Genomic DNA, 17,175 nt, shown 5'->3' with positions numbered 1-17,175 from the left:
CCGGACACAGGCACTGCGGCATGATCACAGGGGCCGAAACCGCCCACCTCACCCCCAGAACGCCCACCATTTACCTGGAAGGCAAGCTGCCGCTCGTCATCGAGCGGACCGCAGCCGAGCTCGGTTTGCGCGATGGCCAAGTGGTGCAAGGCACGCTCGAGTCCAAACTCGACGCCATGCGGCTGAACCTGCAAAACCTCCAACCCGGGGCCTACATCGACCTGCCCAAAGACTTGCCCGCAGGTTTGCGGCTGGCTTCGGGCGACACGGCTTTGTTCAGGGTTCAGGTGCTGGCCAACGGCGCCATTGTGCTGCGCCCGTTGCAAGCCGCGCCCGCATCCACCCCAGCCGCCTCAGCAGCCTCGGCCAGCGCAGCGCCAGCGCTGCCGGGCCGCACCGAGCAACTGGGCTTTCGGCCGCCCGACATGCAAGCGCTGGCCCAATTGCTCAGGCCCGGTGTGCTCGAAGGCATGCTGCAAGGGCTGCAAGCCTCCGCACCGGGCCTGCAGGCCCTGCAGCAATGGCTCAAGTTGCGCCCCAGCATGGCGCAACTGACGCCCGAAAAACTGCAACAAGCCATGCAGCGCAGCGGCTTCATGACCGAAAACCTGCTGGCCCAAGGCATGGGGGCGGGCCTGATCGATTTGAAAAGCATCTTGCGCCAGCTCATGCGCGGGGGCTCGGCCGTGGACAAAGAGGGGCTGATCGGTGACAGCCTGGACGACATCGAGTCGCGTCAATTGATGGGGCAAGAAAGGATCGATGGCCGCGAGTGGGTGTTTTCCATGATGCTGCCCTTTGCCGACGCCGAACCTGTGACCATGCGCTGGACACGGGGCCGGCAACAAGCTGGCCAAGCCAAGCCCCCCTTGGTCATCCACCTGCACACCCGCAACCGGGATTTGGGCGAAGTCTGGCTGCAAACCCGCATCAGCGAGCAAACCGATGTCGACATGGTCATGTGGGCCGAGCGCGAAGATGTCGTGGCGCGCGCCAAAGCCTTGGCCAGCAACCTGGAACAAGAACTCGACAGCGCCGGTCTGAACATGACCCGGCTTCAGATCATCCACGGTCAAGGCCCGAATGACCCCATGCCGCATGCGCCCCCCGGCATGGGCAGTTTGCTGGACGTGCAAACATGAAAAGCCCCCTCAAAGAAGCCATTGCACTGGAGTACGGTGCCCGGAAAACCCCGGTCATCAGCGCCAAAGGGCAAGACGACTTGGCCCAAAAAATCATCGAAGAAGCTTTGAAGCATGGGGTGTATGTGGCGCAAGACCCGCAATTGCTGGCGCTGCTCAGCCGGGTGGACCTGGAGGCCGAGATCCCCCCCGAGATGTACACCGCGGTGGCGGTCATTTTGTCGTGGGTCTATTGGCTCAAAGGCATGCGTCCAGGGGACGAGAAAAAGCGGACCTGACAGCGCGCCGCCTCAGGTCGGGGCCGATTCAGGCGAGCTGGTAACCCCAGGCGCCGGGGCGACGGGCGATTTGGCCCATGCGGTCGTACAAATCCACGGCGGGCCCGGCTGAATCCCCTTGCAAGGCTTGCAAAGTGCCTTTGACCGCCTGCAATTGGCGCTGCAGCAGTTGGATGTTGCGCAAATGGTCTTGCTTGCACTGGCGCAAGCTGTCCTGCAGTTGCTGCCACGGCAAGGGCACAGGGTTTTGCGGGGCAGCCCACTCGGCCAACAGGGCCAGCTTTTGCAGCAGGCCGTTTTTTTCATCTTGAATGGCCTCGAAAGCGCTCAGATCGCGCACTTTCAGGGCCTCAAACTCCAAACCCAAAATGTCCGCCAGACGCGAAACCGCATCGGGTGCAGCCAGCAAAGCGGCCTCCCAAGAAGAAGCCTCGGTCTCAGGACGGATCATGTCGGACATGGGCGGGTCAGCCTTTGATCATTTTCTCGATCGCCACAAAGTTTTCGGCAATCCGGCGCGAGTCCACAGGGTACTGGCCCTGCTGGATGGCGGTCTTGATGGCCTCGACCTTGCTGCGGTCAAATTCGGGTTCTTGCATCACTTGCTGGGCCACTTTGCTCAAACGCAGTTCGTCGGTGGCAGGCGCAGCAGAACGTGCGGCCTCTTGCGAAGCAGACGCCTGGGCGCGCGGTTCACCCTTGGCAACCGACTGGCGGTTGGCAGATTCTATTTGGGCCTTGCGGCCGAAATGAGAGATGGGATCGGTCATATGGGTTCTCTTTTCTGGTCTCTGAACATGGAGCTGAGACCTTGCTCGAATACTGAATCGGCATGAGATTCTAGAACTTGAGAGAAAAATTGAAATTTTTGATTTTGAGGGGTCAAAGCCCCACCACCTGGTTGGGCCCCTGCACGCGGCCGCTCAATTCGCGACCGGAATCGCGGTTTTTGAGCTTGATCTGCTCGCCAAAACGGCCATCTTGCATGGCTTCGACCCGCGCGGAGATTTGAAACCCCTGCGCTTGCCCCACCGACAAGAGCACCATCTGGCCCCTTTTCACCAACACTGTGGGCCGAATGTCCTGGCTGCGCAAGGGTGTTCCAGGCCGCACATCCCGAACCACTTCGGCATGCATGACCTCGGATGCTTGTTCCAGCACATTCACAGGCATGTTGGGAGTATCGACCTGTTCACGGGAAACATGAGTCTCATTGAGCACCATGCCCCTTTGTAAAGGCACTTTGGCCAACAAGACCCAGCGCTTGGCAGGTTCGGGCGCGGCGGCGGACTCTGGTTTGGCTTGAGGCGGCGCTTCGGGCGCCCCGCCCGCGACGCTCACACGCACAAATTGCTGCCAAACGGGTTGGGCGCAGCGCACGCGGACGGTTTCGGCATTTGAGAACGGCACATCCATGTTCAGGGCCTGGTCACAAGCGCGCACCTTGACCCGGCTGTCCATTGGGGCCAGGGTGACCTGTTCTGGTTTGACTTTGCGGGATTGGGCCACCCACTTTTGGACCGAAGTCTGCATGACCTCGGCGGCAGAAGCGGGAGGATTTTGCGGCTTGGCGGGCTTGGCCGCAAACGACGAGGTGCCCAACAGCCACAACGCCAAGCCCCACAAAAGCCCGCGTGCAATCAGCAAGTCCATGAGGCGGCACAGCGCTTGCAAGAGGTGCTTCATGGGGGTGTGGAAGTTTTGACGATGGGTTTGCATGCCCTGGTTAAGCAAAAACAAGACCAGCTTTGACCGACACCCGCAGCGGCAGCGCATCGGCAAAGCTTTGCCGCCCACGACCAAAGCTTGCCGCCCCCGGGGGGCCCGCAGCACCCCCCGCACGAAATGGGGCGTCAAAAGGTGACAGAAAAACTTGGCACAACTTTTGCAGGTATCGGCACAAGCCCGCTCAACTTGAGGGGGCAACGTCAAAAGACCGACGTACCTTGAACATCGAACAACCTTACGCCGTCCAGGAGTCCAGATGAATTTGTTGAACCAAGCACTTGGCGTGCATGAACAAGCTTTGCAAGTCAAAAGCCGCCGCCTCGAAGTGTTGGCGCAAAACATTGCCAACGCCGACACCCCGCACTACAAGGCCCGTGACATCGACTTCAAGGCCGTGATGAGCGCCGCCCAACAACAAGACACCGCCATGGCCGCGACCAACGCTGGTCACTATGGCGCTGGCGAAGAGTTGGGCGCAGACGGCATGCGCTTTCGCACCCCTTTCAACACCTCTTTTGACGGCAACACCGTGGAAATGAGCGTGGAGCAAGCCCAGTACGGTAAAGCCGCCGCGGACTACCAGGCGACTTTGAACTTTTTGGAAAACCGGGTCAGCAGCGTGCGCAAAGCCCTGCGAGGAGACTGAGCATGAGCATGGACAACATCTTTGGCATTGCCGGTACGGCGCTCAATGCGCAACTGACCCGCATGAACGCCACCGCCTCCAACCTGGCCAACGCTGGCACGGTGGCCACATCCGAAAAAGACGCCTTCCGGGCCAAACGCCCGGTCTTCAAGGCCTTGGTCGACGAGCAAATGACCAACGCGGGTGCCGCCTACGTGGGCGGCGTGAAGATCGATCGCATGGTCGAAGACACCGTCGCCCCTCGCCGTGTTTCTGACCCCAAGAACCCCATGGCCGACAAAGACGGTTATGTCTACCAGTCCAACGTGAGCGAAGTCACCGAGATGGTGGAAATGATGGCCGCCGCCCGCTCCTACCAAAACAACGTCGAAGTCATCAACACGGCGCGTCAACTGATGATGCGCACGCTGGACATCGCCAAAGCCTGACCCGAAAGCACCCCATGACCACCGACACCGTCAGCTCCTCCAGCCTGCTCAAAAACGTCACGCGTTACGAAGACGTGAAAGACAAGGGCGTGGCCAAAACCAAAGAGGAAATGGGCAAACAGGATTTTCTGACTTTGTTCACCGCCCAGCTGCAAAACCAAAACCCGCTGGAACCCGTCAAAAACGAAGCGTTTGTCGCCCAATTGGCCCAGTTTTCACAGCTTGAAGCCTTGACCAACATGCAAACGTCTTTGGACTCGTTTGTGACCTCCATGTCGGGCGAGCGCATGCTCAACAGCGCCTCACTGATTGGCAAAAAAGTGGCCATGAACGACACGCCCACTTTGCTCACATCGGGCAGCAGCCTGGACGCCACCATCGATTTGCCAGCAGGCGCAAGCGGCGTTCAGGTCAATGTGCACGACAGCCAAGGCCGTCTGGTGCAGGAATTGATCGCAGGACCCCAATTGCCCGGCACCATGCCCTTCACTTGGAACGGTCTGGACGCCGCCGAGAATCCCGTGCCCACAGGGCTCTACCGCTTGAGCGCCACCGCGGTGGTCAATGGTCAAACGGCCACGGTCCCCGTCAGCACCTTGTCCACTGTGCGCGCCATCGCGACCAACCCCGGTGACGGCAGCGTCAGCGTGGAAGTCGATGGCGGCAACACCATGTTACTCAAAGACGTCAAGCGCGTGGGGCTGTAAAGCAGCACGCCACCTCTGAACGCCCTCACCCCACACCTCACGCATCACAGGAGCTTTACAGCATGTCGTTTTACACCTCGCTCACCGGTCTGAACTCGGCCACCGCCCAATTGGCCGTGACATCCAACAACATTGCCAACGTGGGCACCTCGGGCTTCAAGCGCTCGCGGGCTGACTTTGGCGACATTTTCTCGACATCGCCTTTGCAAAAGTCGTCCAGCAACATCGGCCAGGGCGTGTCGCTCAAGCAGGTGAGCCAGGAATTCAGCCAGGGCAACATCTCCACCTCCGGCAACTCGCTGGATCTGGCCATCACGGGCGATGGCTTCTTTCCCTTGAAGACACCCGATGGTCTGCAAGACACCTACACCCGCAACGGCTCGTTCACCCTGAACGACCAGAACAACGTGGTGAACTCCACCGGACAACGCCTGATGGCCGCCTCGGTGGACTCGTCCGGCAAAGCCGACTTGACCAACCTGAACGCCTTGACCATCCCGTCCAAAACATCGGGCGAAGCGGTGGAGACCACCCAAATCCAGCTGGGCCTGAACCTGCCCGCGGACTCGGAAGTGATCACGGCAGACTTTGACCGCACCAACCCCAGCACCTACAACAAAAGCACCGCTTTGACCGTGTACGACAGCGGCGGTAACGGTTACCTGGCCACGGTGTACTACGCCAAAACCCAGAACGCCACACTCGACAGCCCCTTCTCCAAATGGCAAACCTACTTTTTTGTGGGTGACACCGAAGTCAAGCCCGCTTTGCAGCAAGCCACGGACACCTTGGGCAGCAACTATTTTGTGAACAAGTACGGCGATGTGTTGCCGAAAAGCGATCCACGCGTGGTGCCCAGCTCCGGCACCACCGAGATGTATTCCCTGGACCAACTGACCGACACGCGCCCTTCCTCACCCGCGAAAGCCGTGTCGGCATCGCTGGCGGCCGCCGATTACGCGGCGGGCACCTTTGTGGCAGTCCCCTCAGGCACCCTCAAGTTCAGCATGAAGATCGATGGCGCGCCAGCGAGCAACACCGCCACGCCTGCTGCGGCCCAAGAGATCACCTACAACCTGACCGCCGCCGACAAAGACCCCCAGATTTTGGCCCGCCAACTGGAGATCGCCATCAACAACGTGATGGGCGCTCTGCCCGACACACCCGCGGTCGCGGGCACGCCTGCCGTTGCAGGCCCACCCGCGGTGGCGGCCGTCCCAGGCAAGCCAGCCATCTCCAACGCCCGCTTTGGCATCACCGTGGCCTTTGACCCGGACACCGCCAAATTCTCCATCTCTTCAGGCACAACGGGCGACAACTCCAGCATCTCCATCTCTGGACCCGACGCCAATGCCACCAAATACCTGGGTTTGGTCGACAACTCGCCCAACTTGACCGTGGCGGCCTCGTCGACAGAAGCGCTGCGCGGCAAGGCCAGTGAACCTGCGGTTTTGAGTGGTGAAGTGATGACCATCAACACCGCAAAAAGCATCCAGGTCACCTCTTCCAACAAAGACTTTTTTGTTTCGGTGGACGGCATCGTCAAAAAAATCGAACTGCCCTTTCCCACCACCTACACCAACATTGAGACCTTTGCCAAAGCATTGCAAGACGAGATCAACACCATCACGGATGCCGAGACAGGCCGCAAAGTCTTGGGCGTGACGGTCGGCTTTGACGCCAAAACCAAGCAACTGAACTTCACCACCGGCACCACCGGCAGCAACTCTTCCATTCAGGTCACCGGATCTGCCGACTGGGGCTTGGCCAACACGGAAATGCAGTTTGGCGCCACCACCGATTGGAAAAAACTGGCGCAATTCACAGAAAACGGCGCTTTGCAATTTGTGAAAAATGGCGTCCAAACGGAAGACGCCACCGGTTTGTCCAGCAAAACCGAATGGTGGCCTGTTTACCTCGATCGCGGCGAGTTGAGCTTCGATCTGACGGGTAAACCCGTGTCCCCCTTGACCGGCATGCCTTTTGAAACCGCCTTCTTGCAAGGTGGTAAGGGTGCGCTGACCATGTCGATCGACTTCACCAAGTCGACCCAATACTCCAGCGCGTTTGCGGTGTTGTCGCAATCCCAGGACGGCGCCCCTGAAGGCGACCTGATGGGCCTGAACATTGGACCCGACGGTTTGGTCAATGCCACCTACTCCAACGGCTCGCAAGTGTCGCTGGGCAAGATCGTTTTGGCCAACTTCTCCAGTCCATCGGGTTTGCGTCAGGTGGGTGATGCCAGTTATTTGGCCTCTGCATCTTCTGGCAGCGCCAAGATCGGTGAAGCGGGCTCGGCGGGCTTCGGTTCGATCCGTGCAGGTGCCACCGAACGCGCCAACGTGGACTTGACCCAAGAGCTGGTGGATTTGATCACCGCGCAGCGGAACTTCCAGGCCAACGCCAAAGCGATTGAGACCAGCAGCACGATGACCAGCGCGATCATCAACATCCGGGCTTGAGCTCGTAAAGCACTGAGAAACAGACCATGGACCGCCTTGTTTTCACTTCCAACGCCACCATCAAAGAGCAGGCAACGGCTCGCCAGGTGCTGGTCAATGATTTGGCCAACGTGTCCACGGTGGGTTTCAAAAGCAGCTACGACGTGGCCCTCAAAACCGTCAAGGTAGAAGGCCCTGGTTTTGACTCACGTTACCAAGCGCAAGCGGTGGCCCGCGATCAAATCCGTTTGACACCCGGTCCTGTCATGGCCACCGGCCGTCCCATGGACATCGCCTTGGCCGACAAGGCCGTCATGACGGTGCAAGCGCCCAATGGGGATGTGGCCTTCACGCGGCGTGGTGACTTGAAAATCAACCCCCAAGGTCAATTGGAAAACGGCTCTGGCCACTTGGTGCTGGGCAATGGTGGCCCGATCGCCATCCCCCCGGGCATGGCGGTCGCCATCAACCCCGATGGCACGGTCTACGCCAGAGACCCGGCGCAACCCTCGACGGCTCCCATGGTGCTGATTGACCAATTGCGCTTGCGCGACGCCGGCGACACCAAATTGGGTCGCCGCCAAGACGGCCTGTTCAAGGTGGACGGCGAGCCTGATGGCACCGATCTGGCCTTGGGCAACGCACAGCCCCGCTTGATTCCCCAAGCGCTGGAAGGCAGCAACGTCAGCGCCATCGAGGCCATGACACGGCTGATCGACCAGTCGCGCAGTTTCGAAACCCAAATTCGCATCATCAAGGAAACCAAGGCACTCGACGAGTCCGGCTCTTCCATGATGAAACCCGCTTAAACACTGACAGGAGCCTCCCATGGATGCATCAATGTGGATTGCCAAAACCGGCCTGGACGCGCAGCAAACGCGCATGTCGGTGATCTCGAACAACTTGGCCAACGTCAACACGACAGGTTTCAAGCGCGACCGTGCTTCGTTCGAAGACATGCTCTACCAAAACCTGCGCCAACCCGGCGCCCAGGTCGGCGCCGACGCGCAAGCCCCCACGGGCCTGATGCTGGGTACCGGTGTGCGCATCGTGTCGACCGAAAAAACCCATACCCAAGGCAGCTTGGTCAGCACCAAAAATGCCCTGGATGTGGCGGTTCAAGGGGACGGATTTTTCCAGATTACCCAGTCGGATGGCACCGTGGCGTACACCCGTGACGGCTCGTTCAAACTGTCCTCAACCGGCCAACTCGTGACCGCCAATGGCGCGGCTTTGCAGCCGGCCATCACCATCCCCCCCAACGTGGCCAGCATCACCATTGGCCAAGACGGCACCGTGTCGGTGGAAGCGGCGGCTGGCGGTGGCAACCAGATCATTGGTCAAATCCAAACGGCCCGCTTTGCCAACCCAGCCGGTCTGCAATCCATCGGTCAAAACCTGATGAAAGAAACCACCGCCAGCGGAGCGCCACAGGTCGGCCAACCCGGTTTGGCAGGTGCAGGTCAACTGATGCAAGGCGCTTTGGAAGCGTCCAACGTCAACGTGGTCGAAGAGATGGTCAACATGATCGAAACCCAGCGCGCCTACGAAATCAACTCCAAAGCCATCTCGGCCGTGGACGGCATGCTGCGCTTCCTGAACAACAACATGTGAGCGCAACATGAATCGCACTGTTTTCTTCCCCCTGGCATTGACTTTGGCACTGGCTTTGGGCGGCTGCTCCACCAGCCCTCCGCCCATGACGCACACGCCCGAATTTGCACCCATCTTGCCGGTGGGCATCCAAAAACCACACATGGCAACCGGCGCCATTTACAACGGCCGCCAAAGCGACAACTGGTTTGGCCGGGTGGGCGCTTACAACGTGGGCGACGTGATCACCGTGCTGCTCAATGAATCCACCCAAGCTGGGCGCACGCAAAGCGGCAGCGTCAAACGCGGTGCGAAAAACGATGTCATCCCCACTTCTGCTGCCGCTCCTGGCGGGTTGAATGCCAAGGTGCAAAACATGCGTTTGCCCAACGTATTGGGCTACAACGCACAAGGCGTGCTCAATGGCGTGGACTTGAGCAAAGCCAACATTGAGAGCTCGGGCGGCGGTGATGCCGACCAAAAAGCCAGCCTGATTGGCGACGTCTCGGTGACCGTCTCCGAAGTTTTGGCCAATGGCAACTTGATGGTGCGCGGCGAGAAACAACTGGCTTTGACCGAAGGCGCCGAAATCATTCAGGTCAGCGGCATCATCCGACCTGAAGACATCTCGCCCAACAACACCGTGCAGTCGCGCCGCTTGGCCAACGCCCAGATCGCCTACCGCGGCACGGGTGACATGGCCAACGCCGCCACGGCGGGCTGGGGAACCAAAGCCTTGTTGAAGCTTTGGCCTTTCTAAAGACTTGACGCTGAGCACCCTCCATGAAATCCACCCTCGTTTCACTGATATTTCTGCTGAGCTTCACAGGCGCTGCCTGGGCTGACCGTGTCAAAGATTTGGCCTCGGTGGCCGCTGGCCGCACCAACCAACTGATCGGCTACGGTTTGGTGGTGGGTTTGCAAGGCACGGGCGACGGCGCGGATGTGTCCTTCACCGCTCAAAGCATGAAATCCATGTTGCAACGTTTGGGCGTGGGCATTGATGGCCCTCTGTCAGACTTCGAACAAAACGCCTCCAGCGGCAAAATCGACATCAAAAACGTGGCCGCCGTGATGGTGACCGCCGAGTTGCCCGGTTTTGCCAAGCCTGGCCAGAAAATCGACATCAACATCTCCGCCATCGGCAAGGCCAGCAGCCTGCGCGGCGGCAGTTTGTTGCTCACCAGCTTGCGCGGTGTGGACGGCCAAATCTACGGCCTGGCCCAAGGTGCGCTGACCGCCACCGGGGTCGAAACCAGCGCAGCTGGCTCCAAAGTCAGCATCGGCGTGCCCACCGCTGCGCGCATCCCGAGCGGCGCCACCGTCGAGCGCATGGTGGAAACCCCTTTCGAGAAATCTGACCATGTCGTCATGAATGTGCGCGAGTCGGACTTCACCACCACCACCGCCATCGTCAACGCCATCAACAAAAACTTTGGCAACGGCACAGCGCAGGCGCTGGACGGCATGTCTTTCGCTGTCAAAGCCCCCAGTGACATGTCGCAACGGGTGGCCTTTTTGAGCATGGTGGAAAACCTCGATGTGGTCCCGGGTGAGCCACCCGCACGCGTGGTCGTCAACTCCCGCACAGGCACTGTCGTGATCAGCCGCAATGTCCGCATCACCGCTGCCGCGGTCGCGCACGGCACCATTTCTGTGTCCATTGCCGCCACCAACGAGGTGTCGCAACCCAACGCTTTCTCGAATGGGCAAACGACCCCCGTGCAAAACGCAGACATCGCGGTGTCCGAGCCCAAGAATCCCATGTTCCTGTTCCAGCCAGGTGTGGACTTGCGCCAAGTTGTGGATGCCGTGAACCAAGTGGGCGCAACCCCCTCGGCCCTGATCGCCATCCTCGAAGCCCTGAAAAGCACCGGCAGTTTGCGCGCGGAACTGATCGTCATCTAAAGAGACCGCCATGAACGACTTGTCCACCGACACCGAATCCAGCACCTACCTGGACTTCAACGCGCTCACGCGCCTGAAGGGTGAGGCGGCGCAAGACCCGAGCAAAGCCATTCGCAAAACATCGGAGCAGTTTGAGGCTTACTTCATTCAGCAAATGATGAAGACCATGCGCGAGTCGATCGAGAAAAGCGACTTGGTCGAAGGCGGCAACATGGACACCTACCAAGACCTCATGGACAAAGAAATGTCTCTGGAAATGGTCAAACGCGGTGGTTTGGGTGTGGCCAACATGATGGAAAAGCAAATGCTGCGGGCCCAAGAGCTGAGCACCCAAGACGCTTTGCGCCTGCACGCGCCCAAGGCCCAAGCCCAAGCCATGCCTTTGACCCCCACACGCGAGGCCATGCCGCTCAACCCCGAAGTGGTCAAGGGCTACCAACTCGAGCGCTTCAACGGCTTCAAACTCGACCGTGTCACGCCAGGAGCTAAACCATGAGTGATTTGCTCAGCATTGGCAGCTCCGGTGTCACCGCGTACCAACGCGCTTTGGCCACGGTGTCCAACAACATCGCCAACGTCAGCACCGATGGCTACACACGGCAAGACATCTCGCTGACGTCCAACCAGCCCAGGCAGGTGGGCAACAGCTATCTGGGCACGGGTGCACGCTTTGATGCCGTGCAGCGCCAGTACGATGCTTTTGTCGAATCCAACCTGCGCAACAGCAACAGCGACTTGGAAAGCCAAAAGCCTTTGCTGTCTTACGTCAACCGCCTGATCGACGTGATGGGCGACGAGAGCATTGGTCTGACCACGGCCATGAACCTGTTCTTTGAATCGTCACGCGATCTCTCCAGCGACCCCGCCTCTGTGGTCACGCGCAGCACTTTTTTGCGCGATGCCGAGGGCTTGTCGTCCCGCTTTCAGCAACTGGCTGGGCAATTTGACCTGCTGGACAACGAAACACGCCAATCGGTCGACACCGATGTGGGCCAGATCAACTCCTTGACACAACAGCTGGGCTTGCTGAACAAGCAAATGGTCAAGCACAGCAGCGCCGACAACCAACCCTCTGAACTGCTGGACCAACGTGACCGCTTGCTGCGCGAGCTGTCGAGCCTGATTGCCGTCAAAACCAAATTCGAGCCCAACGGTGCCGTGCTGGTCAGCGTGGGCGATACGCTGGACCAGGGCATTTTGGTGCAACAGTCCAACACCCGCGACATCAGTGTGTCCCAATCGAGCATCGACAAAAACAAACTCCAGTTTGCCATCGACGCCTACGGCACGCCGGAGACCATGTCGGGCATCAGCAGCGGCAAAATTGGCGGCATCATGACCTTCCGCGAGCAGGTGCTCAACCCTGCCGCCAACTCGCTCAATGATCTGGCCGAAGTCATGGCCCGCGAGATCAACGCCATTCACCGCGAAGGTGTGGACGCCGAGGGCCTTCTGGGTGGCGATTTGTTCGCCTTCAGTGCCGACAAACCTTTGCAAGCCGCGGGCATGCAAATGGTCATCAAAGACGCCAACCGGGTGGCTGCTGCCGGTCAATTCCGGGTCATTGACAACCCCTTGAATGGCGGCACCGCCCAGGCACGGGTTAACTACAAAGCGCCCGAATTTGCTGGCCCGACCGCCTTGCTGGGCGAACTGGCCTTGGGTCAGATCCCACAAATTGGTTCGGTCACGGTCACCACCAGTGCCGGCCAGGCCTTTGCCAGTCTGGGCCTGGTGCCAGTGGGCACCCAAGACTTGTCATTGACGCTGAAAAACCCCACGGCCAACCAATCGTTTCAAGTGCTCACGCGTGACGGTCGGCATCTGCTGGGTCGGGCCTTGAGTGTAGACCAGCAATCCCTGTTGCTCAAAACGAGCAACGGTGTGGAAGCGGGCGCCACCTACAACACCAGCTACCTCAACGCCACGGGCGCAGCCGCTTATTTGGAGATGGACATCTTCATGGGGGCCAAGGCCGATGTGGGCCTGGCTCAGCAGTTCAACCCCGCCACCCGCGAATTGTTGGCCCCTCAAAAAACGCCAGCGGTGCTGACCGGCAATGCGTTCACAGGCCCGGCCAGCGGCATCGCAGCCGGCGCCCTCACCCTCAATGGCCATGCTTTGCCTCTGCTTGCGAGTGGTGCCAACCTGAGTGCCGTGGTCGGCTGGCTCAACGCGTCATCGGCCAGCACAGGCGTCACGGCGAGCCAAGTCGAGGGCAAACTGGTGCTGTCCCGCCCAGCCGGCAACGTCACCGACGACATTCGCTTGGGGATGGGCCCCAACGGCACCCCAGCGGACTTGAAACAACTGGGCTTTGACACCCGCATCTCGGTCAAAGGTGGCACCACCGACGACCTGCTGGTTTTCGTGACCGACAACAGCGGCGGCGACAGCACAGCCCAAGTGACGGCGCAGTTTGAGGGCATCGAAGGCGGCATGAAGTCCACTTTGCGGGCCTCGCCACTCAAAGTGACGTTCATCACGGACAGTACGTACAGGATTTTGGACACCCGCACGGACACCGTGGTGGCCGAGCGCCAGTTGCAAACCGATCCCAACAACTCGACCCCGAGCTTGATCTACCGCGGTTTGCGCATGGAGTTTTCGACCGCGCCCAAAGCAGGCGACATCTTCAACATCGATGGCAACAAAGACGGCATCGGCAACAACGAAGCCATGCTGCGCATGGTGGCGCTGGAAGACGAAGCGATCATGCCCGGCGGCCTGACCATGACCGAGGCGTACATCGAACGCGTGAACCAAGTGGGCAGCGTGGCCCGCCAGGCGGCCATTGCCGAACAGGCCCTCAGCGTGGTTTACCAACAAGCCCAGGAGGCCCGCGACGGCGTCTCGGGCGTGAGCCTGGACGAGGAAGCCTCCGCCCTGGTGCGTTTTCAACAAGCTTATCAAGCCAATGCCAAGGTCATGCAAGTGTCCATGGCCTTGTTTGACGCCATCTTGCAAGTCCGCTGACCGGAGGCACCATGAAAATTTCGACCTCTTTTTTGTTTGACCGTGCCACCGAGCGCATGACCAAGATCCAAAACCGTTTGGCGACCACGCAGGCCCAAATGGCCGAGTCCAAACAAATCCTCTCGCCCAGCGACGCCCCCGACCAGGCCGCGGCCATTCAGCGCCTCAAAGGCGAAGTGCAGCGGCAAGACAGCCACATGCGCACGCTCGACGTGGCCATGCGCCGCTACACCGCCGAAGAGACCGCTTTGTCGGCATCCAACGATGTCTTGATCCGCATGAAAGAGTTGGGCATTCAAGCGGCCAACGACACCCTCTCACCCGATGATCGCAAAAGCGTCGCCGTCGAATTGAAAGCGCTGCGCGACCAGTTGCTCAGCTTGGGCAACACGCGTGACGACAGTGGCAACTATTTGTTTTCCGGGACCCGCGTGAACACCCCGGCTTTCGCCGAAGGTTTGAACGGTGATGTGATGTACCAAGGCGATCAAACGCAAACCCGCATTCCTGCCGGTGTCGAGCGAACGGTGCAGTTCACCCGTGCGGGCACCGACGTGTTCAGCCGCGTGGTTCGGCAAGACGGCAACAGCGTCGGCTTTTTTGATGCCTTGGACCAAATGATCGACGGCGTCAACAGCGCCCAGACGGGCCAGATCCAGCAAGGCATCGCCGACCTGACCCAAATGCACAACAACCTGACCTTGTCTCAAGCACAAAATGGCTCAGACCAGGTCGTGGTCCAATCCCAGCTGGATGTGTTGAGCGAAACGGCCTTGCGTTTCAAATCCACCTTGTCGGAAATCGAAGACTTGGACTACGCCGAGGCCGTGACCCGCATGAACAAAGAAATGATGGCGCTGGAAGCGGCCATGGGCAGTTTTTCAAAGATCTCAGGCCTGAGCCTGTTTGACTACATCCGAGGTTGAGTCGGCCGACTTGAATTCATTTTTTTGAATTTCTGCCGATTCATTGCACATCCCTGATCAACCTCTAACCAAAGTCTCCCCACATGGCCACCACCACCACGAACATCGTCAACACCTTGGGTGCCGGATCCGGCATCGACGTCAAAGGTTTGGCCCAAAGCTTGGTGGATGCCGAAAAAACACCCAAAAAAGAGCGCATCGACACCAAAATCACCCAGACCGAAGCCAAGATCACGGGTTACGGGGCCGTCAAATTTGCCTTGTCCGAACTCAAAACCGCATTTGGCAAACTCAACGATGCGAGCGACTTCAGCTCCATCAAGCCCAGCAACACCCAGTCCAACGCATTGGGCATAACGGCCAGCAGCACGGCCGAGGCGGGCAGCTACAACATCGAGATCTTGCAAACCGCGCTCATGCAGCGGACCGGCAGCAGCACTTTTGCAGACCGGGCCACGCCCCTGAACGTCATCAGCCCTGATACCACCGGCACCGCTTTCTCGCTCAACTTGACCATTGGCGGTGTGGACAAAGGCGACATCAGTGTCGTCAACCCCACGCCTGCAGGCATGGTCAGCGCGATCAATGGCGCCAAGCTGGGGGTCACGGCGCAGCTCATCAACACAGGCAATGGCTACAACGTGGTCATCTCGGGTGAAACAGGGGCCAGCAAAGCCTTCAGCCTGACCAGCAAAGACAGCAACGGCGTGGCCGTGCCAGGCGTCAGCTTCACCAACCACCTGCAAACGGCCACCGATGCCAGTCTCAAAATCAATGGCTTGACGGTTTCCCGCAGCAGCAACACCGTGACCGACGTCATCGATGGCGTGACCCTGGACCTTTATGCCAACACCACAGGTTCGGCCCGTGTTGACCTGAACCGGGACACCGCCAGCATCAAGGACAACGTCAAAGGTTTGGTGACGGCTTACAACGATTTTGAAGAGACACTCAAAATCCTAGGCGACCGCGACAGCGAGGTGGAAGAGTTCGGGGGCGCGCTGGCCGGAGAAAGTTTGCTTCAGTCGGTGCGCGCCCAAGTGCGGGCCATGATCACCGACACCTCCAGCACGGCGGGCACCACCATCCAGGCCGCCCGCAACGTCGGACTGAGCATGGACCGAAACGGCCAACTCACTTTGGACGAGAGCAAACTCGACACCGCGCTGCAAAACAACTTCGCCGAGGTCTCGACCATGTTCTCGGCGGGGACCAACAACCAAAGCATTTACAGCGCGGCGCCAGGGGGCTTGGCGGGTGATGCCATCAACAAAATCGAAAAGATGCTGCTGTCGACCGGCGCCATCGAAAGCCTGAGCCGAAACAGCACCGCCAAAATTGCCAAGTACAAAGACGAATTGGCCGATTTGGATGCCCGCATGGAGAAGTTGATGAGCCGTTACATGAGCCAATTCAGCGTCATGGAGAGCATTGTGGGCAACAGCAACAGCACCCGCGAAAGCCTCAAAGGCACTTTTGAGGGCATGGCGAAAGCCTACAACAGCTGAAAACGCGGCCTCAGGCGAGACGGCTCAGTCGCGTCCACCGCCTTGGCGCAGTTCCCGCTCGATGCGTTGGGTTTGTCGCACCTTCACGGCGTCGACGCCCAGGGCTTGGGCCGCTGGGCTGGAAAACAGCGCTGCATGCTCCAAAAAAAGCAAACGGTTCTGGGGCAGCATCAGCCGCTGGGCTGCTTGCGGTTGTTTGGGCGCCCATTCGGTCGCCAAAGACTGCGTCAAACCCAAAGAAGTCTGCGGCAAGGTGCTGGCCAAAATGTCGGCCTCTTGCACCAACACGGTCAAACTTTCGAGTTGCCTCAGGTCAAAGGTCTGGGCACGCACTTGCACGTGACACCCCTTGACCCGCGCAGGATCGGTGGCCATGATGGCCTGCGCCAGGGCTTGGCGGTCTGCCTCCGCCAGCCCCGCTTGGCTCATCCACGGTTGTAAATCTTGGACCGCACGCGCTTCAAACTCACCCGGCTGCGCGTTCGAGCCCCCGGGGTGCAAGAAATCATGCCCGGCCATGATGGCCAAACCCATGGCGGCCACGCTGGGCATGCGCGCGCCTGGTACCGCCAGCAGCGCCGAGGTTTTGAGCAAATAGCTCATGCCGACCAAGGTGTCTGCGATGTGCAAACGGTTGTGGTAAGCCGGCTCCAGGCCTTGGGCTTGGCGCCGCGCCCCGTCTTGCTCCACCTGCTCGGCCACCCGCCTGCCAAAAGCGAGCAGGCTGTGGGCCGAAGAGCCCTTGCGCGGCGTGGCCAAACCCAGCTGGGCCCAAGCGCGATCAAACACCAAGGGCAAGCCTGGCCACTGATCAGGCCAAGCACGGCGCAGGTTGCGCAATGAAATGCCCACGTCTTGCAATGTGGGCATCGCCATGGGACGTGCGCCAGCCAT

The 17,175-nt window shown here is 59.7% G+C and carries 18 protein-coding genes; 14 read left to right on the top strand and 4 right to left on the bottom strand.

All coding sequences use genetic code 11. The features are described from left to right. Positions 1-20: 20 nt before the first annotated feature. Complete coding sequence (locus tag B9Z31_RS07070; protein WP_100118873.1) at positions 21-1,142, top strand: flagellar hook-length control protein FliK; 1,122 nt, start codon at positions 21-23, stop codon at positions 1,140-1,142. After that, positions 1,139-1,420: an EscU/YscU/HrcU family type III secretion system export apparatus switch protein gene (locus B9Z31_RS07065; protein ID WP_100118872.1), complete on the top strand. Its 282-nt coding sequence runs from the start codon at positions 1,139-1,141 to the stop codon at positions 1,418-1,420. Before B9Z31_RS07070 ends, B9Z31_RS07065 begins: the two co-directional genes overlap by 4 nt. A gap of 28 nt (positions 1,421-1,448) precedes the next feature. On the opposite strand, the gene B9Z31_RS07060 is transcribed toward B9Z31_RS07065, so the two are convergent. The 3 genes from B9Z31_RS07060 to flgA form a co-directional block, all read right to left on the bottom strand. Continuing rightward, the gene (locus B9Z31_RS07060) at positions 1,449-1,880 is read right to left on the bottom strand and encodes a flagellar protein FlgN (RefSeq protein WP_100118871.1); all 432 of its coding nucleotides are present in this window, start codon (positions 1,878-1,880) and stop codon (positions 1,449-1,451) included. A gap of 7 nt (positions 1,881-1,887) precedes the next feature. Beyond that, positions 1,888-2,190 carry a flagellar biosynthesis anti-sigma factor FlgM gene (gene flgM, locus B9Z31_RS07055; RefSeq protein ID WP_100118870.1) on the bottom strand — a complete coding sequence of 101 codons (303 nt, stop codon included), beginning with the start codon at positions 2,188-2,190 and terminating at the stop codon, positions 1,888-1,890. Between the two features lie 112 nt (positions 2,191-2,302). Further along, positions 2,303-3,139 carry a flagellar basal body P-ring formation chaperone FlgA gene (gene flgA, locus B9Z31_RS07050; RefSeq protein WP_233200824.1) on the bottom strand — a complete coding sequence of 279 codons (837 nt, stop codon included), beginning with the start codon at positions 3,137-3,139 and terminating at the stop codon, positions 2,303-2,305. 265 nt (positions 3,140-3,404) lie between these two features. Here flgA and flgB point away from each other — a divergent pair, with 265 nt between their 5' ends. From flgB to fliD, 12 genes are all read left to right on the top strand, one after another. Next, the gene (gene flgB, locus B9Z31_RS07045; protein ID WP_100118869.1) at positions 3,405-3,794 is read left to right on the top strand and encodes a flagellar basal body rod protein FlgB; all 390 of its coding nucleotides are present in this window, start codon (positions 3,405-3,407) and stop codon (positions 3,792-3,794) included. 2 nt (positions 3,795-3,796) lie between these two features. Next, positions 3,797-4,222, top strand: a complete 426-nt coding sequence (gene flgC / locus B9Z31_RS07040; protein ID WP_100118868.1) for a flagellar basal body rod protein FlgC — start codon at positions 3,797-3,799, stop codon at positions 4,220-4,222. 14 nt (positions 4,223-4,236) lie between these two features. Beyond that, positions 4,237-4,929 (top strand): flagellar hook assembly protein FlgD, encoded by a 693-nt coding sequence (locus B9Z31_RS07035; protein WP_100118867.1) that lies wholly within the window; start codon positions 4,237-4,239, stop codon positions 4,927-4,929. A gap of 62 nt (positions 4,930-4,991) precedes the next feature. Next, the gene (locus tag B9Z31_RS07030) at positions 4,992-7,391 is read left to right on the top strand and encodes a flagellar hook-basal body complex protein (RefSeq protein ID WP_100118866.1); all 2,400 of its coding nucleotides are present in this window, start codon (positions 4,992-4,994) and stop codon (positions 7,389-7,391) included. Positions 7,392-7,417: 26 nt separating this feature from the next. After that, on the top strand, positions 7,418-8,179 hold the full coding sequence (locus tag B9Z31_RS07025) for a flagellar basal body rod protein FlgF (protein ID WP_100118865.1): 762 nt from the start codon (positions 7,418-7,420) through the stop codon (positions 8,177-8,179). Positions 8,180-8,198: 19 nt separating this feature from the next. Then, a complete protein-coding gene (gene flgG, locus B9Z31_RS07020) occupies positions 8,199-8,984 on the top strand; it encodes a flagellar basal-body rod protein FlgG (RefSeq protein ID WP_199174455.1) in 786 nt (261 codons plus the stop codon). A 7-nt stretch (positions 8,985-8,991) separates the two neighbouring features. Then, positions 8,992-9,723 carry a flagellar basal body L-ring protein FlgH gene (locus B9Z31_RS07015; protein WP_100118863.1) on the top strand — a complete coding sequence of 244 codons (732 nt, stop codon included), beginning with the start codon at positions 8,992-8,994 and terminating at the stop codon, positions 9,721-9,723. Positions 9,724-9,746: 23 nt separating this feature from the next. Then, positions 9,747-10,871: a flagellar basal body P-ring protein FlgI gene (locus B9Z31_RS07010; RefSeq protein ID WP_100118862.1), complete on the top strand. Its 1,125-nt coding sequence runs from the start codon at positions 9,747-9,749 to the stop codon at positions 10,869-10,871. Positions 10,872-10,881: 10 nt separating this feature from the next. After that, positions 10,882-11,367 carry a rod-binding protein gene (locus tag B9Z31_RS07005; RefSeq protein WP_100118861.1) on the top strand — a complete coding sequence of 162 codons (486 nt, stop codon included), beginning with the start codon at positions 10,882-10,884 and terminating at the stop codon, positions 11,365-11,367. Next, complete coding sequence (gene flgK / locus B9Z31_RS07000) at positions 11,364-13,847, top strand: flagellar hook-associated protein FlgK (RefSeq protein WP_100118860.1); 2,484 nt, start codon at positions 11,364-11,366, stop codon at positions 13,845-13,847. The genes B9Z31_RS07005 and flgK overlap by 4 nt, the downstream gene beginning before the upstream one ends. A gap of 11 nt (positions 13,848-13,858) precedes the next feature. Continuing rightward, on the top strand, positions 13,859-14,773 hold the full coding sequence (flgL, locus tag B9Z31_RS06995) for a flagellar hook-associated protein FlgL (RefSeq protein WP_100118859.1): 915 nt from the start codon (positions 13,859-13,861) through the stop codon (positions 14,771-14,773). 83 nt (positions 14,774-14,856) lie between these two features. Then, positions 14,857-16,281, top strand: a complete 1,425-nt coding sequence (gene fliD / locus B9Z31_RS06990) for a flagellar filament capping protein FliD (RefSeq protein WP_100118858.1) — start codon at positions 14,857-14,859, stop codon at positions 16,279-16,281. A 24-nt stretch (positions 16,282-16,305) separates the two neighbouring features. On the opposite strand, the gene B9Z31_RS06985 is transcribed toward fliD, so the two are convergent. Continuing rightward, complete coding sequence (locus B9Z31_RS06985; protein ID WP_100118857.1) at positions 16,306-17,175, bottom strand: hypothetical protein; 870 nt, start codon at positions 17,173-17,175, stop codon at positions 16,306-16,308.

It is taken from the genome of Limnohabitans sp. G3-2 (assembly GCF_002778275.1).
GTDB lineage: Bacteria > Pseudomonadota > Gammaproteobacteria > Burkholderiales > Burkholderiaceae_C > Limnohabitans_A.
This window is presented reverse-complemented; position numbering and strand designations above follow the sequence as displayed.

Excerpts from the sequence above, each read along its gene's own strand:
- B9Z31_RS07070 (WP_100118873.1), top strand. The coding sequence starts at position 21 with ATGATCACAGGGGCCGAAACCGCCCACCTCACCCCCAGAACGCCCACC.
- B9Z31_RS07065 (WP_100118872.1), top strand. The coding sequence starts at position 1,139 with ATGAAAAGCCCCCTCAAAGAAGCCATTGCACTGGAGTACGGTGCCCGG.
- B9Z31_RS07060 (WP_100118871.1), bottom strand. The coding sequence starts at position 1,880 with ATGTCCGACATGATCCGTCCTGAGACCGAGGCTTCTTCTTGGGAGGCC.
- flgM (WP_100118870.1), bottom strand. The coding sequence starts at position 2,190 with ATGACCGATCCCATCTCTCATTTCGGCCGCAAGGCCCAAATAGAATCT.
- flgA (WP_233200824.1), bottom strand. The coding sequence starts at position 3,139 with ATGCAAACCCATCGTCAAAACTTCCACACCCCCATGAAGCACCTCTTG.
- flgB (WP_100118869.1), top strand. The coding sequence starts at position 3,405 with ATGAATTTGTTGAACCAAGCACTTGGCGTGCATGAACAAGCTTTGCAA.
- flgC (WP_100118868.1), top strand. The coding sequence starts at position 3,797 with ATGAGCATGGACAACATCTTTGGCATTGCCGGTACGGCGCTCAATGCG.
- B9Z31_RS07035 (WP_100118867.1), top strand. The coding sequence starts at position 4,237 with ATGACCACCGACACCGTCAGCTCCTCCAGCCTGCTCAAAAACGTCACG.
- B9Z31_RS07030 (WP_100118866.1), top strand. The coding sequence starts at position 4,992 with ATGTCGTTTTACACCTCGCTCACCGGTCTGAACTCGGCCACCGCCCAA.
- B9Z31_RS07025 (WP_100118865.1), top strand. The coding sequence starts at position 7,418 with ATGGACCGCCTTGTTTTCACTTCCAACGCCACCATCAAAGAGCAGGCA.
- flgG (WP_199174455.1), top strand. The coding sequence starts at position 8,199 with ATGGATGCATCAATGTGGATTGCCAAAACCGGCCTGGACGCGCAGCAA.
- B9Z31_RS07015 (WP_100118863.1), top strand. The coding sequence starts at position 8,992 with ATGAATCGCACTGTTTTCTTCCCCCTGGCATTGACTTTGGCACTGGCT.
- B9Z31_RS07010 (WP_100118862.1), top strand. The coding sequence starts at position 9,747 with ATGAAATCCACCCTCGTTTCACTGATATTTCTGCTGAGCTTCACAGGC.
- B9Z31_RS07005 (WP_100118861.1), top strand. The coding sequence starts at position 10,882 with ATGAACGACTTGTCCACCGACACCGAATCCAGCACCTACCTGGACTTC.
- flgK (WP_100118860.1), top strand. The coding sequence starts at position 11,364 with ATGAGTGATTTGCTCAGCATTGGCAGCTCCGGTGTCACCGCGTACCAA.
- flgL (WP_100118859.1), top strand. The coding sequence starts at position 13,859 with ATGAAAATTTCGACCTCTTTTTTGTTTGACCGTGCCACCGAGCGCATG.
- fliD (WP_100118858.1), top strand. The coding sequence starts at position 14,857 with ATGGCCACCACCACCACGAACATCGTCAACACCTTGGGTGCCGGATCC.
- B9Z31_RS06985 (WP_100118857.1), bottom strand. The coding sequence starts at position 17,175 with ATGGCTGGCGCACGTCCCATGGCGATGCCCACATTGCAAGACGTGGGC.